Genomic DNA, 14,177 nt, shown 5'->3' with positions numbered 1-14,177 from the left:
TTTGTCATTTGTTAATTGTTAGTTGAGTGAAAAAAGGCAATTTAAAAGGAAAAGTGCTGTATAGGCTCAAATTGATAAGGAAACTCCTTCCACAATTCTTTTTTACTCCTAACTCTTGCTAGATTTTTCAGGAATATTATCCTTGACAAGTTGCCAAAAATATTGTATGGGAGGAATGTGGAGACGATCTTGAGTTGTTACCATGACTACCTGACGAGTTAGGGGGGAATTATGAACTAAATTACTATTTTCGCAGAGGGGACGGACAGCCAGAGTGGGGTCATATTTGGCTTCTATGAGTGCTGACTGGGGAAGTAAGGCAATGAGTTCTCCTTGACGAACTACCCCCCGAAAGGCATCTAGGGTATTTACTTCTAAAGCTGTTTTAAGTGTAGTTTTCATCTGTTCAAACTTATCTTGAATCAGACGTTGCATTCCATAACCATCCTTAAATACTACTTGAGGATAACGAATTAACTCTAACCAGGGGATACACTCATATTCAGCTAGGGGATGATTGGCTGCGGTGAGGACTTCTATGGGTTCTTCGTATAGGAATTCTATAGCCATTTCTTTGCCTGTAATCAGAAAGCGATTGTGCATGACAATTGCTAAGTCTACCAAACCATCTTTGAGGACTTTCAGAGAGCGATTCGCTTCCCAATGATGTAACTCGCAATTGGACATCTGGATAATGATGACAAAACTTTTGTAACACGGGTGGTAAGTAAGAAGCACAAACTGAGTGTATCGCTGCAATACATAGTTCTGGTTGCTTTCCTCCGATTAAATCTGTTAATTCCTGTGTAGCCAACTCCCATTCCTGACATATTTTATGCACACGAGGAAGTAATCGTTCACCACCTAACGTTAATTTGGCATGGGAGGTTCTATGAAATAGTTCTATCCCTAAATCTGCTTCTAATGCCTGAATTTGCCTACTAATAGTTGATTGAGTCACACCACATTGTCTTGCTGCTTGTTGAAAGCTGCCAGTTTGAACAATCGCCAAAAAGGCTTGCAACTGCTCTAGACGCATTTTGATTTAACCTAAGTATAAAATTATAGCTCTTATTAATTTAACGGGTTATTTGTATAATTTTAATTTAATTTAATTAATTGTCTAGTATTTAATTTACATAATCAAATTAGCAAAAATACTTGCGAATACTGAATTGATGCGTTGTATAGCGATTTATATAGCAGGGAACAGGGAGGAGAATGTTTTTCCGACTCCTAACTGGGCGCAGTCCCTGTACTAACTGGGCGCAAGTCCCTGCACTAACTGGGCGCAAGTCCCTGCGCCCCTACTTGCTGCTATATGAAATTCTTGAGAAGATCAGGTTGCTTGGACTAAGACAGAACTATCTTCAATTTTGGCTTGGTAAGTTTTCAGTGGTTTTTTAGCGGGTCCGTCTTGTGCCTTGCCATCACGAGCAAATTTTGCCCCATGACAGGGACAAACAAATTTGCTTTCTTCGGCTTTCCAGTCGATCGTACAACCTCGATGAGTACAAGTTGGATTCACCGCAATCAAATCTTTTGCGGTTTTAGATGTGCCAACCACTAATACTGCACCAATTGGGGAATTTTCCACCAATAGTTGACCAGTTTTGTCTAATTGTGCCACAGTACCCACCTTTTGCCAGCCTTTAGTAGCAGAATTAAGTACAGGATTGGCTGATGTACTGGTTTCGGGAGAACAGGCTGCAATTGCGACAGGCAAGGAACTAGCTAAACAACCTAATCCCACCCAATTTATAAATTCACGACGTTTCATATTTGCTGGTAATCAGTATGTGATTTTTCGTCTATTATCGCTGGCAAAGGTTTATCCTGTCATTGTTTAAAGGGTGTTTGAAAAATATTATACTAAACACGGGTGAGATTTAAACTTTTGCCAAGTGACAAAGAACCCAGATGTGTAGGGGTAAAGCATGAGCTAAACCCCTACGTTTAGAATCAAACAATCAAGCCGTTTTGAGTATAGGTAGACCTGAGATCACCAAAATATGTGAAGAAAAGTAAAGTCTCTCAACACTTCTTCACGCTTCACTCTTGCCTCTTGGTTTGCCAGAACGACAATTTTTAACGCCAACCTACTTAGTAATTCTCCGTTATTAAAAATGGTTATCATCAAATTCATCTATGGATGAAGATGTCATTCTATAGTTAACATCAGGATTGTCTATTTCTCTCCTGGTTTATGTGATTAAATAAACCTAAAATTACGGAAACCATAGTTGAGAATAATCATTATCATCAATTAAGCAATATATATTAAGAACTTGTCACAAAATTAAGTCCAGACTATAAGTTTTTACTTATATGTCTAATCTAATATTTATTTAATAACTACCTTGCCAAGTTGATCCATTTCCCAAAAAAACCTGTAAACTGATTTTAATTGGTTCAGAGGTTGTTTTCCATCTTACCCAAAAACCCAAAGTAATTAAACTTTGCCCCCATACCTAAATCAGCTTTTTTATCTAGAAAAGGCAATTCTTTTATGGCATTAGCAAGAAAATATTATGATTTTGCTTGAATTTTAATGTCTAAATTATGGCTAAAAAATAACTTTGTAAATGTAGGAGATTTAGTTATGTCCGACTTTTTGAATCAAATTACTCGCCGTAAATTTATTGTCACTGCTGGAGTTTCTGCCAGTGCCGTATTACTGAAAGGCTGTTTAGGAAACCCACCAGAAACCACTGGTAATTCTGCAAAATCTGGTGTTCAAGCAGTAGCTAATATTAGTGACGAACAAAAACCAGAAACGACAAAAGTTAAACTTGGATATATTCCCATTGTTGAGTCTGCACCATTAATAATTGCTTTAGAAAAAGGCTTTTTTCAGAAATATGGGATGTCAGATGTCGAAATTTCTAAACAAGCTTCTTGGGGTTCAGCAAGAGACAACGTAGAAATTGGTTCTGCTGGTGGTGGTATTGATGGTGGTCAATGGCAAATGCCCATGCCGCACTTAATTACAGAAGGAAAAATTACTAAGGGTAATAAACCAATACCCATGTATGTGTTGGCTCAGTTAGTTACACATGGTAATGCAATTGCGATCGCAAACAAACATCTAGGGAAAGGTATTAGCTTAAAACTCGATGCGGCAAAACCATTATTTGCCCAAATGAAATCTTCCACACCTTTTACCGCAGCTTTCACTTTCCCGCACGTTAACCAAGATTTGTGGATTCGCTACTGGTTATCAGCCAGTGGAATTGACCCAGATACAGATGTCAAATTGCTGACAGTCCCAGCGGCGCAAACCGTCGCCAATATGAAAACCGGCACCATGGACGCTTTCAGTACAGGCGACCCCTGGCCATTCCGCCTGGTTAACGACAAAATCGGCTTCATGGCGGCATTAACAGCCGAAATTTGGAAAAATCACCCCGAAGAATATTTTGCCATGAGAGGTGATTGGGTTGACCAAAATCCCAAAGCCACAAAAGCCTTATTAAAAGGTGTCATGGAAGCCCAACAGTGGCTAGATAACTTTGATAACCGCAAAGAAGCCGCAGAAATTCTCGCCGCTAAAAAGTATTTTGGTCTATCTTCCCCAGCAGTTCTGGCTGACCCATACCAAGGTAAATATGACATGGGTGATGGTCGTAAAATAGACGATAAATCAATGGCTGCTTATTACTGGAAAGATGCTAAAGGTAGTGTTTCTTATCCTTACCAAAGTCATGATTTATGGTTTATCACTGAAAACGTGCGTTGGGGATTCTTGCCCAAGGATTACATTACCAATGGTGCAGCCAAAGCTAAGGAATTAATTAAAAAAGTGAACCGGGAAGATATTTGGAAAGAAGCAGCTAAAGAATTAGGAATACCTGCTGCTGACATTCCTACTAGTACATCTCGTGGAGTTGAAGAGTTTTTTGATGGAGTCAAATTCGACCCTGAGAAACCAGAAGAATATCTCAAGAGTTTAAAAATTAAAAAAGTAGGTGTTTAATCAATAGACCTGTCCGAAAATGTAGAGATATAAGTAATTGGACAAAAATATTTACAGTCATTGCGAGGGAAGGGAAGCAATCACAACCCTTGCGATTGATTCATTTCACTTCGTTCCATATGGCTAACGCCACGCAACGCTTACGCAATGACATCGTGTAATTAATTCTGCCTCACTACTTAGAAAGTCTCTACAATGATTTTAAATAAACCATACTTAATTTCCACAAAATACCCATTAACCATTCATAAATTTGAGGAAAAATTCATGACCATAGCTCAAAAACGTTCGACAACTCCTAAATTTGATAATAGCTTTTTATCTAGTTTACAAAAACAATTTCCTGAACTTATACCTCCGGCGATCGCATTACTTATTTTTCTAACTATTTGGCAACTATTTTCTTGGACTCCAGGGGCAACATTACCCGGACCAATCCAAGTTATTCAAGACACTTGGATCTTGATTCTGTATCCCTTCTATGACAAAGGAGGCACTGATAAAGGACTTTTTTGGCAAATTTGGGCTAGTCTCCAACGGGTTGCTATTAGCTACACATTAGCGGCAATTGTCGGTATTGCCTTGGGTGTTTTGATTGGTGTTAATAGAACCATGTCAAAAGCTTTAGATCCTTTGTTTCAGTTATTAAGAACAGTACCTCCTTTAGCGTGGGTTCCTATTTCCCTAGCAGCATTACGCCAAAACGAACCAGCCGCATTATTCGTAATTTTCATCACCGCAATTTGGCCGATTCTCATTAACACTGCGGTGGGTGTAACTCAAATTCCTCAAGACTATAACAACGTTGCTAAAGTTCTGCAACTTTCTAAAAAAGAGTATTTCTTTAATATCTTAATTCCTTCAGCATTACCCTACATTTTTACAGGGTTAAGAATTGCTATTGGTTTGGCTTGGTTAGCGATTATTGCGGCAGAAATCGTGATGTCGGGTATTGTTGGTATCGGCTTTTTTATCTGGGATGCTTATCAAAATAACAACGTTAGTGAAGTAATTTTAGCACTAGTTTATATCGGTGTTGTTGGTCTCATTCTAGATAAACTCATGGCTGCATTACAAAACTGGATTTTACCAAGTGAACAGAAATAGTTATTAGTCATTAGAGGTTGTTTGAAAAGTGGTATCCTGTAACTTTCATCACATTGTTACCCCTTTCCCCTTGTAAAGGGGGGAAACAATAAAAATCTAGTTCCCTCCCCTTTATAAGGGGAGGGTTAGGGAGGGGTAAAATATTTGATACAGCAATCATGACTTTTCAAACACCCTATTAGTCATTAGTCAGTGGTCATTAGTTAATAACAAAGAAATAACAACTGACAACTGACAACTAACAACTAACAACTGACAACTGACAACTAACAACTGACAACTAACAATTACCAAAATTATGTCTATATTTGTTGGCGTTGAGCAAATTGATAAAGTTTTTGAATTAACTGGTGGCGGTCAATATATCGCCCTCAAAGGTATTGACCTCCAAATTAAAAAAGGCGAATTTGTTTCTCTTATCGGTCACTCTGGTTGCGGTAAATCCACGCTTTTAAATATGATTGCCGGTTTGGATTTACCAACAGAAGGTTTAGTCACTTTAGAAGGACAAAGAATTAAAAAACCAGGACCAGATAGAATGGTCGTATTTCAAAACTATTCGCTTTTACCTTGGCGAACAGTAAGAGAAAATATCGCCTTAGCGGTAGACTCAGTATTAAATGGAATGCCCGCAGCCGAACGCAAAGCGGTTATTGATAGACACATAGATATGGTCGGTTTGCGTCCCCATGCTGATAAACAACCAGGGATGTTATCAGGTGGACAAAAACAACGGGTAGCTATAGCCCGCGCCTTGGCAATTCGTCCTAAACTATTACTGTTAGATGAACCCTTCGGTGCATTAGACGCACTGACTCGCGGGAATTTGCAAGAACAATTAATGCAAATTTGTGAAGAAAACGAAGTTACCGCCGTTATGGTGACACACGACGTAGATGAAGCCGTTTTGTTATCTGACAGAATTGTCATGCTAACCAACGGACCAGAATCAAAAATTGGCGATATTTTAGAAGTTGATATTCCTCGTCCTCGCAAACGCATGGAAGTAGTAAAACATCCCAGCTACTACACCTTGCGAAGTGAAATGATTTACTTCCTTAACCAACAAAAACGCATCAAAAAAATTCGGGCAAGAAAAACTCCAGATATTGCCCGTCATGGTTTAGAAAAAGTTAATTTAGAAATCGGTTTCTTACCCCTTACAGCTTGTGCGCCATTAGCTATAGCCAAAGAAAAAGGCTTTTTCACCAAACATGGTTTAGATGAAGTTTCCTTAGTCAGAGAAAGCAACTGGCGCGGAGTCGTTGATGGCATCAGTGGGGGTTATTTAGATGCGGCACAAATGCCGTCAGGAATGCCAATTTGGTTATCTTTAGGAGGCAATAAAAACGAACCATTACCAGTAGTTACCTCCTTAACCATGACTCGCAACGGTAACGCCATTACCTTAGCAAAGAAATTTTACGAAGAAGGTGTACATGGTCTTTCAGACTTCAAAAATTACCTCCTCAGAACCCGTGATCAAATGCACAGAATGGGCGTAGTCCATCCAGCATCAATGCACAATTTACTTCTGCGTTATTGGTTAGCTGCAGGAGGGATTGATCCAGATATTGACGTAGACATGAAAAATATTCCCCCCGCCCAAATGGTAGTAGATTTAAAAGGGGGAACAATTGACGGTTATTGTGTAGGTGAACCTTGGAATTATCGCGCTGCGGTAGAAGGTTCAGGTTTTACAATTGCCACAGATTTAGAAGTTTGGTTAGGACATCCTGGTAAGGTTTTAGGAGTACGGGAAGACTGGGCAAATAAGTATCCAAACACTCATATTGCCTTAACCAAATCATTATTAGAAGCTTGTAAATATTGTGCTGATACCCAAAATGCCCAAGAAGTTAGACAAATTCTAGCAAGTCGGGATTATGTCAGCACCGACATTGATTTTATCCAAATTGAAGATCCTGATGGCATTAATACCTGTGATTTAGATCATCCCATGCGTGAGTATGCCCATCATCAATTTTATTCTGATTCTGCTATTAATCGTCCTAGCAGAACCGAACAAATCTGGATCATGACACAATTAGCAAGATGGGGAGAAACGCCATTTCCTCGCAACTGGGTAGAAATTGTGGAAAGAGTTTGTCGAGTTGGTGTATTTAGTACCGCAGCTAGAGAATTAGGTTTAGATATTAGCTACACTCGTCAACCAATTCAATTATTTGATGGTAAACCTTTCAACTCTGATGATCCTTTTGCCTATCTCACCAGTTTAGACATTAAACGCGATTTTTCCGTTGCAGAAGTTATTCTTGATGCACCGCGTAAAATTGCAGCTTAAACCAGATACCCGATTTCTACTAAAGATTCATGATTTATTGACATCATCACATTAGAAGTCGGGTATCTTTCATCATAAGACCTCGCGGTAAGTGGGAAACGAGCGGGTCTTTTCCTCGTTTTTCCTCGTTCCCATACTCTGTTCCTCGTTTTCCTCGTTCCCATACTCTGTATGGGAATGAAGTATAGAAGGCTCTGCCTTCATTTTACTAGAGGCAGAGCCTCTTGATAGCATTTCCAGTCGGAGACTGGGAACGAGTTATTAAAAAAATTCAAAACTAAAAATTTAAAATGCAAAACCGCAACTTGAGAACTACCAACACAGCTACTAGCACAATTAGCAGTCAACCGTTTTTACAAATCCAAGATGTTTGTAAAGTTTATCCCACTAAAAATGGACCATTTACAGTTCTCGATGGTGTTAACCTCAACGTTGAACAAGGGGAATTTCTTTGCGTTATCGGTCACTCTGGTTGCGGTAAATCAACTTTATTAAACATGGTTTCCGGTTTCAACTTTCCTACCACTGGACAAGTTTTATTAGAAGGACAACCTATTACAAAACCAGGTCCAGATAGAATGGTCGTATTTCAAAACTACGCCTTACTACCTTGGAGAACAGCATTTGAAAATATTTATTTAGCTGTAAATGCAGTTTATCCAACTAAGCCAGAAGCAGAAAAACGGGCTATTGTCAGAGATCATTTAGCAATGGTGGGTTTAGCTGATGCAATGGAAAAGAAACCTATGCAAATGTCTGGGGGAATGAGACAAAGGGTTTCCATTGCCCGGGCTTTAGCTATTCGTCCGAAAGTGTTGATTTTAGATGAACCTTTTGGGGCGTTAGATGCAATTACTAAGGAAGAATTGCAAGAAGAATTGTTGAAGATTTGGGGTGATAATCGTTGTACAGTTTTGATGATTACCCATGATATTGATGAGGCTTTATTTTTGTCCGATAAGTTGGTAATGATGACCAATGGACCTCATGCAAAAATTGGGGAAGTGATGGAAATTCCTTTTTCTCGCCCTAGAGATAGAGCGAGGATTATGGAAGATCCTCAATATTATCAACTGCGAAATTATGCCTTAGATTTCTTGTTTAACCGTTTCGCTCATGATGATGTTGGTTAGAGAATGTTACTAAAAAAATGTTGGCGAAGAGTAAACCGGAGGTTACGAAGTTATTGTTAGAACAAGCGCAAATGGAAGTAAATCCTAGATAGGAAATGTATTAATGTTTAGCAAATAGGTAATTATATCCCCGACTTCTCAAAGAAGTCGGGGATATTTTGGTTCACCATAGATTTTGAATATGAAATAAATATGTGTTACTATCTTAGTAGTATTTACCCAGATTTGATTGGTTTCTAATGATAGTGATTTATTGAAAATTGAAGAATTAAGTTTAGAAAATTGGTTACAGGCATAAGTTTTGTAGGTATTTAATTAGAAGAACTCAATGCCAAGAAATAAATCCCCGACTTCTCTAAGTAGTCAAGGATCTGGGTATTAAGTGTTTTTAGTTGAGCTACTTAATGCAAACCACAAGTGCTAGAGATTGACTGGTTGCTTATTTTTGTTAGGTTGGGAATCACTACCACTGTTAACAGGTTGTGTTGCTAAAAAAGCCTCTTTACCTGTAATCAAGCGAGAGCGCCGATTTCGAGTAATATAATTCCATGCCCACTGAATTACTACTACTAGTTTAGTGTCAAACTCAATTAAGAAATAGATGTGAATTACTAGCCAAAATACCCAAGCAATGAAACCTGTGAGTTTGATGAAGCCTAAATCTACAACGGCTAAATTTTGCCCAATCATTGCCAAACTACCTACATCATTGTATTTAAATTCTGGCAAAGTACGACCTTGAAGCCGTCGTTTGATGAGTTTACCTACATACTCTCCTTGTTGTTTGGCTACGGGGGCAACACCCGGTAAGGGTTTACCATTTTGATGGGAGAAATTAGCTAGATCTCCAATTACGAAAATGTTTTTATAATCCTTGATAGTCAAGTCAGGTTCTACAACTACTCTGGCAGAGAAATCGCACTCTACATCTGTGCGTTCTGCAAGGATTTTCCCCAAAGCCGAACCTTGCACACCTGCTGCCCACAAAATAGTTTTTGAGGGAATTTCTGTCAATTCACCGTTTTGCTTGAAAGTAACAATGTCATTTTCAATATTTGTGACTCTGGTTTGAGTATGTATAATCACACCCAATTTTTGTAAAGATTCTATTGCTACTTTCGATAATTCTGGGGCAATGTGTGGGAGAATGCGATCGCCTCCTTGCAATAGTAAAATTTTCGTTTCTGCGGTGTCAATGTTACGAAAATCTTCTTTGAGGGTTTGGTATGCCAACTCTGCGATCGCACCTGACAATTCTACACCAGTCGGACCTCCCCCCACAATCACAAAAGTTAACAAAGCCCGACGCTTTGCCGGATCACTTTCTTTTTCTGCGGCTTCAAATGCTGAAAATATCTGCCGACGCATTTCTATCGCATCTTCCACAGTTTTCAAGCCAGGGGCAATTTCTTTCCAATTATCCTTACCAAAATAGGAATGATTAGCACCAGTGGCTAGAATTAATGTATCATAATGTACGGATTCATCACCAAAAATAACTCGTTGCGCTTTGGGATCAATATTATTTACTTCTCCTAACAACACCTTTGTATTCTTACTTTTGCTGAATACAGATCGTAGTGGTGCAGAAATATCCGAAGGTGATAGGGTACCTGTGGCAACTTGATATAAAAGCGGCTGAAATAGGTGGAAATTACGTTTATCAATGAGAGTAACATTTACCTTCGCGTTCGCAAGAGCCTTGGCTGCATACAGTCCACCAAAGCCACCACCAACGATAACAATCTCATGTGGTGCATTCTTCTCATTGGGAACAACCATAAACAATATTTCCTTTTGTTAAGAGTCATGTAACCTTTCTTAACAAATATGTAACAATATTATAATATATTTTGCCGTCTATTTAGAACTCTTGAAAAAATACTAAAAGTATTCAAAGTTACGAATAAATCATTATGAAAAAATATGAGGATAAATGCTGATATAATATTCATATACGTAATGAAATATCAAAATCGGCAAGTGTCAATGGTTAGTAGTCACTTTATTAAAAAAGTCATCTATTGCCCATGATTTCTCTTTTAGCAAATTCTAGTTTTTTCATCTAAAAATGTCTGAACAACAAACAATTAGTCCTTGGAAATATAAACCTTGGTGGTGTCAGCCTTGGTCAATTATCCTCACTGCTGTCACATTAATTAGCGGTAGTTGGTTAATATTTAAAATTCTTTGGGTGACAATTTTAGTAGCTATTCCATTATTAATTTGGATGGGATTTTTTCTGTTAATTTGGCCACAAATGATGATTCGCAGTCGAGTCTTAGAAGATGTTTGAAAAGTTTGGGGCGAATATAATAGAGCATCCGGCTCCCGTCAGGGATACGCTACTACACAAACGAATTCCACGCCCGTGGAATAATTAAAATCAAGAGTTTTGTCTGTGTAGCCGCGACTTCTAGTCGCCAGGATAAGTAATAATTTAGATTTTTCAAACAACCTCTTAAACAAAATGACAGAATAACTAATTTAATAAATCAATCCTCCAATTCTTCTTCCTGACTCCTGACTGGGCGCAGTCCCTGCGCCCCTACCTCCTAGCCTTAATGATATGAATGCTCAAATTTCTATTATTATTCCCACACTCAATGAAGCGAGTAATATTAAAGAAGTAATTACTAGCAGTCAATCCAGTAATAATGTAGAAATAATTGTGGTTGATGGTGGTTCACAAGATCAAACATTATTAATAGCCAAATCCTTAAATGTTCAGGTGATTATTTCTTCTCCGGGACGTGCTAATCAAATGAATGCAGGTGCTATGGCTGCTAGTGGGGAAATTCTCCTATTTCTCCATGCTGATACTCGGTTACCGACTAATTTTGAACAGATGATTTGCACAACCTTAGCACAACCGGGAATTGTAGCTGGTGCATTTGCTTTACAGATAAATGCCCCCGATTGGGGCTTGCGTTTGGTCGAATTTGGGGTAAAATGGCGATCGCATCTTTGGCAAATGCCCTATGGTGATCAAGGTATTTTTCTCACCAAAGATGTATTTCAGCAAGTTGGTAATTTCCCCCAAATGCCAATTATGGAAGACTTTGAACTGATGAGAAAATTAAAAACTCTGGGGAAAATTTATCTATTACCAACACCTGTAATTACCTCACCTCGCAGATGGTTAAAAAAAGGAATTATCCAAACTACTCTCTGGAATCAAATTATTGTCATTGCTTATTTACTAGGGATATCCCCCCATCGAATTCGTAATTGGTACTCTTCTTCAAAATTGTAAATAATTCTTATGGTTATGACATTTTTATCAGAAATAGATTTAGCTTTAGTACAGGAATCTATTAGTGTATCTTCTCTCAGTTTCCTATCATTTTTACAAAATACTTTACAATGGATTAATAGTCTTGGTGCTGTGGGGGAATAGTATTTATTGGTATCTACATTATTGCTACTTTGGCTTTTTTACCAGCCGCAATTCTCACTTTAGGTGCTGGTATAATTTTTGGGGTAATTTGGGGTTCTTTATATGTGTTTATTGGGGCTACATTAGGTGCTGTAGCCGCATTTTTAGTAGGACGTTATTTAGCTCAAAGTTGGATAAAAGAGAAAATATCTAGTTATAAAAAATTTGCCATTATTGATAAAGCCGTTAGTAAACAAGGATTAAAAATCGTCCTATTAGTTCGACTTTCTCCCCTTTTTCCCTTCAACTTATTAAACTATGCTTTCGGAATTACTAGTGTTTCTTTTCAAGACTATTTAATTGGCTCAGTGGGGATGATTCCTGGAACAATCATGTATGTGTATTTCGGTTATTTAGCAGGAGATTTAGCCTTAATTGGCACTCATAATCAACCGGTAAATCTCATCTTGAACTGGGTAATTAAAATCATTGGGTTAATAGCGACAATTGCTGTGACAATCTATGTTACTAAAATAGCTAAGAAAGCTTTAGACGAAGAAATTTGATTCCGAGGTTTAGTTGCTTATTTACAGAAAATTGAGAAAATCTGTTAAATATCAAACCGACAAAATTTTAATTATAATGTATCTATAAATAACAGATTGTCTAATCACAAACATACTTGATACTTGATTCTTCAGAGGTAAAAAAATGTCAAATTCAGAATCTCCAAGAGTCACAATGCGTCCAATGGATGAGTTTAATCAAAAACTAATCAAAAATGTTCATCCCGATAACTGGCTAAATCCCCAACCGGCTGATTATTATGATTTAGTAGTTATTGGTGGGGGAACTGCGGGTTTAGTTGTGGCTGCGGGGGCTGCGGGTTTAGATTTGGGTTTGAAAATAGCCTTAATTGAAAAAAATCTCATGGGAGGAGATTGTTTAAATTTTGGTTGTATCCCCTCTAAATGTTTAATTCGTTCTTCTCTTGTAGTTGAAGAAATCAAAAAAGCCAAAGATTTAGGGATTAATATTTCCCAGCAATTTGATGTAGACTTTGCCACAGTTATGGAGAGAATGAGACGTATTCGGGCGAGTATTAGTCATCATGACTCTGTGGAAAGATTTAAAAGTTTGGGAATTGATGTTTTTTTAGGTAATGGTGAATTTAAAAGTCATAATACTATAGAAGTTGATCAGCAAACATTAAAATTTAAAAAAGCTGTCATTGCCACGGGTGCTAGGGCTGTGAGACCGAAAATTCGGGGAATTGAATCCGCAGGTTATTTAACTAATGAAACTGTTTTTTCTCTGACTCAGAAACCGGAAAAATTAGCAATAATTGGTGGTGGTCCTGTCGGTTGTGAATTAGCACAAACATTTCAGCGTTTGGGTTGTGAGGTGACATTATTTCATCGCGGTTCACATATTTTAAATCAGGAAGATCCAGAAGCAGCGGAAATTTTGCAAAAAGTTTTGATTGATGAAGGGATTCGTTTAGTATTAAATTGTCAATTAGAAGAAGTTGTCACAGTTACGGAAGGAAAACGCCTATATTTTTCTGTGAATAGTGAAAGAGATTCAGTGACAGTTGATGAAATATTAGTTGGTGCGGGACGTGCGCCAAATGTGGAAAATTTGAATTTAGAGGCAGTGGGTGTAGAATACGATCAAAGCTTCGGTGTGAAAGTAAATGATTATTTGCAAACCACAAATCCGAAAATTTACGCCGCTGGTGATATCTGCATGAATTGGAAATTTACTCATGCGGCAGATGCGGCAGCCCGAATTGTGATTAAAAATACCCTGTTTTCGCCTTTTGGTTGGGGACGATCTAAACTCAGTAGTCTAGTCATGCCTTGGGTGACATATACCAGCCCGGAAATTGCCCATGTGGGGATGTACGCACAGGAGGCGAAAGAATTGGGTATAGAGATAGAAACTATTAAGATACCCTATAATCGCATAGACCGAGCGATCGCCGATCATGAAGAATCTGGTTTTTTAAAGATTCATCACAAAAAAGGCTCAGATCAAATTTTGGGTGCAACCATAGTTGCTAATCATGCAGGGGAGATGATTTCCGAAATTACCACAGCTATTGTTCATCAAATTGGTTTAAGTAAACTTAGCAGTGTAATTCATCCTTACCCCACCCAAGCAGAAGCCATTAAAAAAGCCGCAGACGCTTATCGCAAGACTTTACTCACACCAAAAACTAAGCAATTATTGGGATTTTTAAGAAAATTTTCTTAAATTAAGAGTTTCAGATCC

Annotated in this window: 9 protein-coding genes and 2 pseudogenes; 8 read left to right on the top strand and 3 right to left on the bottom strand. The window is 38.1% G+C overall.

Annotated elements, in window-relative coordinates; all coding sequences use genetic code 11:
• Positions 1-108: 108 nt before the first annotated feature.
• Positions 109-1,039 (bottom strand): annotated as a pseudogene (locus tag NG743_RS07610) (LysR family transcriptional regulator).
• A gap of 300 nt (positions 1,040-1,339) precedes the next feature.
• Entirely contained in the window at positions 1,340-1,780 is a 441-nt protein-coding gene (locus NG743_RS07605; RefSeq protein ID WP_257121797.1) for a QcrA and Rieske domain-containing protein, read from the bottom strand.
• A gap of 822 nt (positions 1,781-2,602) precedes the next feature.
• Here NG743_RS07605 and NG743_RS07600 point away from each other — a divergent pair.
• From NG743_RS07600 to NG743_RS07585, 4 genes are all read left to right on the top strand, one after another.
• On the top strand, positions 2,603-3,976 hold the full coding sequence (locus tag NG743_RS07600) for a CmpA/NrtA family ABC transporter substrate-binding protein (RefSeq protein WP_193963855.1): 1,374 nt from the start codon (positions 2,603-2,605) through the stop codon (positions 3,974-3,976).
• Between the two features lie 267 nt (positions 3,977-4,243).
• On the top strand, positions 4,244-5,083 hold the full coding sequence (gene ntrB, locus NG743_RS07595) for a nitrate ABC transporter permease (protein WP_027404169.1): 840 nt from the start codon (positions 4,244-4,246) through the stop codon (positions 5,081-5,083).
• 298 nt (positions 5,084-5,381) lie between these two features.
• Positions 5,382-7,388: an ABC transporter ATP-binding/substrate-binding protein gene (locus NG743_RS07590; RefSeq protein WP_027404170.1), complete on the top strand. Its 2,007-nt coding sequence runs from the start codon at positions 5,382-5,384 to the stop codon at positions 7,386-7,388.
• A gap of 290 nt (positions 7,389-7,678) precedes the next feature.
• Positions 7,679-8,521 carry a nitrate ABC transporter ATP-binding protein gene (locus NG743_RS07585; protein ID WP_027404171.1) on the top strand — a complete coding sequence of 281 codons (843 nt, stop codon included), beginning with the start codon at positions 7,679-7,681 and terminating at the stop codon, positions 8,519-8,521.
• A gap of 420 nt (positions 8,522-8,941) precedes the next feature.
• On the opposite strand, the gene NG743_RS07580 is transcribed toward NG743_RS07585, so the two are convergent.
• A complete protein-coding gene (locus tag NG743_RS07580; protein WP_027404172.1) occupies positions 8,942-10,303 on the bottom strand; it encodes an NAD(P)/FAD-dependent oxidoreductase in 1,362 nt (453 codons plus the stop codon).
• A 289-nt stretch (positions 10,304-10,592) separates the two neighbouring features.
• On the opposite strand from NG743_RS07580, the gene NG743_RS07575 reads away from it, so the two are divergent.
• From NG743_RS07575 to NG743_RS07560, 4 genes and pseudogenes are all read left to right on the top strand, one after another.
• Positions 10,593-10,817: a DUF6737 family protein gene (locus NG743_RS07575; protein ID WP_027404173.1), complete on the top strand. Its 225-nt coding sequence runs from the start codon at positions 10,593-10,595 to the stop codon at positions 10,815-10,817.
• 273 nt (positions 10,818-11,090) lie between these two features.
• A complete protein-coding gene (locus NG743_RS07570; RefSeq protein ID WP_027404174.1) occupies positions 11,091-11,777 on the top strand; it encodes a TIGR04283 family arsenosugar biosynthesis glycosyltransferase in 687 nt (228 codons plus the stop codon).
• Positions 11,778-12,466, top strand: a pseudogene (locus NG743_RS07565) (TVP38/TMEM64 family protein).
• A gap of 145 nt (positions 12,467-12,611) precedes the next feature.
• Positions 12,612-14,159, top strand: coding sequence for a mercuric reductase (locus NG743_RS07560; protein ID WP_257121796.1), 1,548 nt, complete (start codon positions 12,612-12,614; stop codon positions 14,157-14,159).
• Positions 14,160-14,177: the final 18 nt, after the last annotated feature.

This window comes from Dolichospermum heterosporum TAC447, assembly GCF_024584745.1.
GTDB lineage: Bacteria > Cyanobacteriota > Cyanobacteriia > Cyanobacteriales > Nostocaceae > Dolichospermum > Dolichospermum heterosporum.
The sequence above is the reverse complement of the archived record's forward strand: the minus strand, read 5'-3'. Positions and strand labels throughout refer to the sequence as shown.

Coding starts and splice junctions, on each gene's coding strand:
- NG743_RS07605 (WP_257121797.1), bottom strand. CDS start 1,780: ATGAAACGTCGTGAATTTATAAATTGGGTGGGATTAGGTTGTTTAGCT.
- NG743_RS07600 (WP_193963855.1), top strand. CDS start 2,603: ATGTCCGACTTTTTGAATCAAATTACTCGCCGTAAATTTATTGTCACT.
- ntrB (WP_027404169.1), top strand. CDS start 4,244: ATGACCATAGCTCAAAAACGTTCGACAACTCCTAAATTTGATAATAGC.
- NG743_RS07590 (WP_027404170.1), top strand. CDS start 5,382: ATGTCTATATTTGTTGGCGTTGAGCAAATTGATAAAGTTTTTGAATTA.
- NG743_RS07585 (WP_027404171.1), top strand. CDS start 7,679: ATGCAAAACCGCAACTTGAGAACTACCAACACAGCTACTAGCACAATT.
- NG743_RS07580 (WP_027404172.1), bottom strand. CDS start 10,303: ATGGTTGTTCCCAATGAGAAGAATGCACCACATGAGATTGTTATCGTT.
- NG743_RS07575 (WP_027404173.1), top strand. CDS start 10,593: ATGTCTGAACAACAAACAATTAGTCCTTGGAAATATAAACCTTGGTGG.
- NG743_RS07570 (WP_027404174.1), top strand. CDS start 11,091: ATGAATGCTCAAATTTCTATTATTATTCCCACACTCAATGAAGCGAGT.
- NG743_RS07560 (WP_257121796.1), top strand. CDS start 12,612: ATGTCAAATTCAGAATCTCCAAGAGTCACAATGCGTCCAATGGATGAG.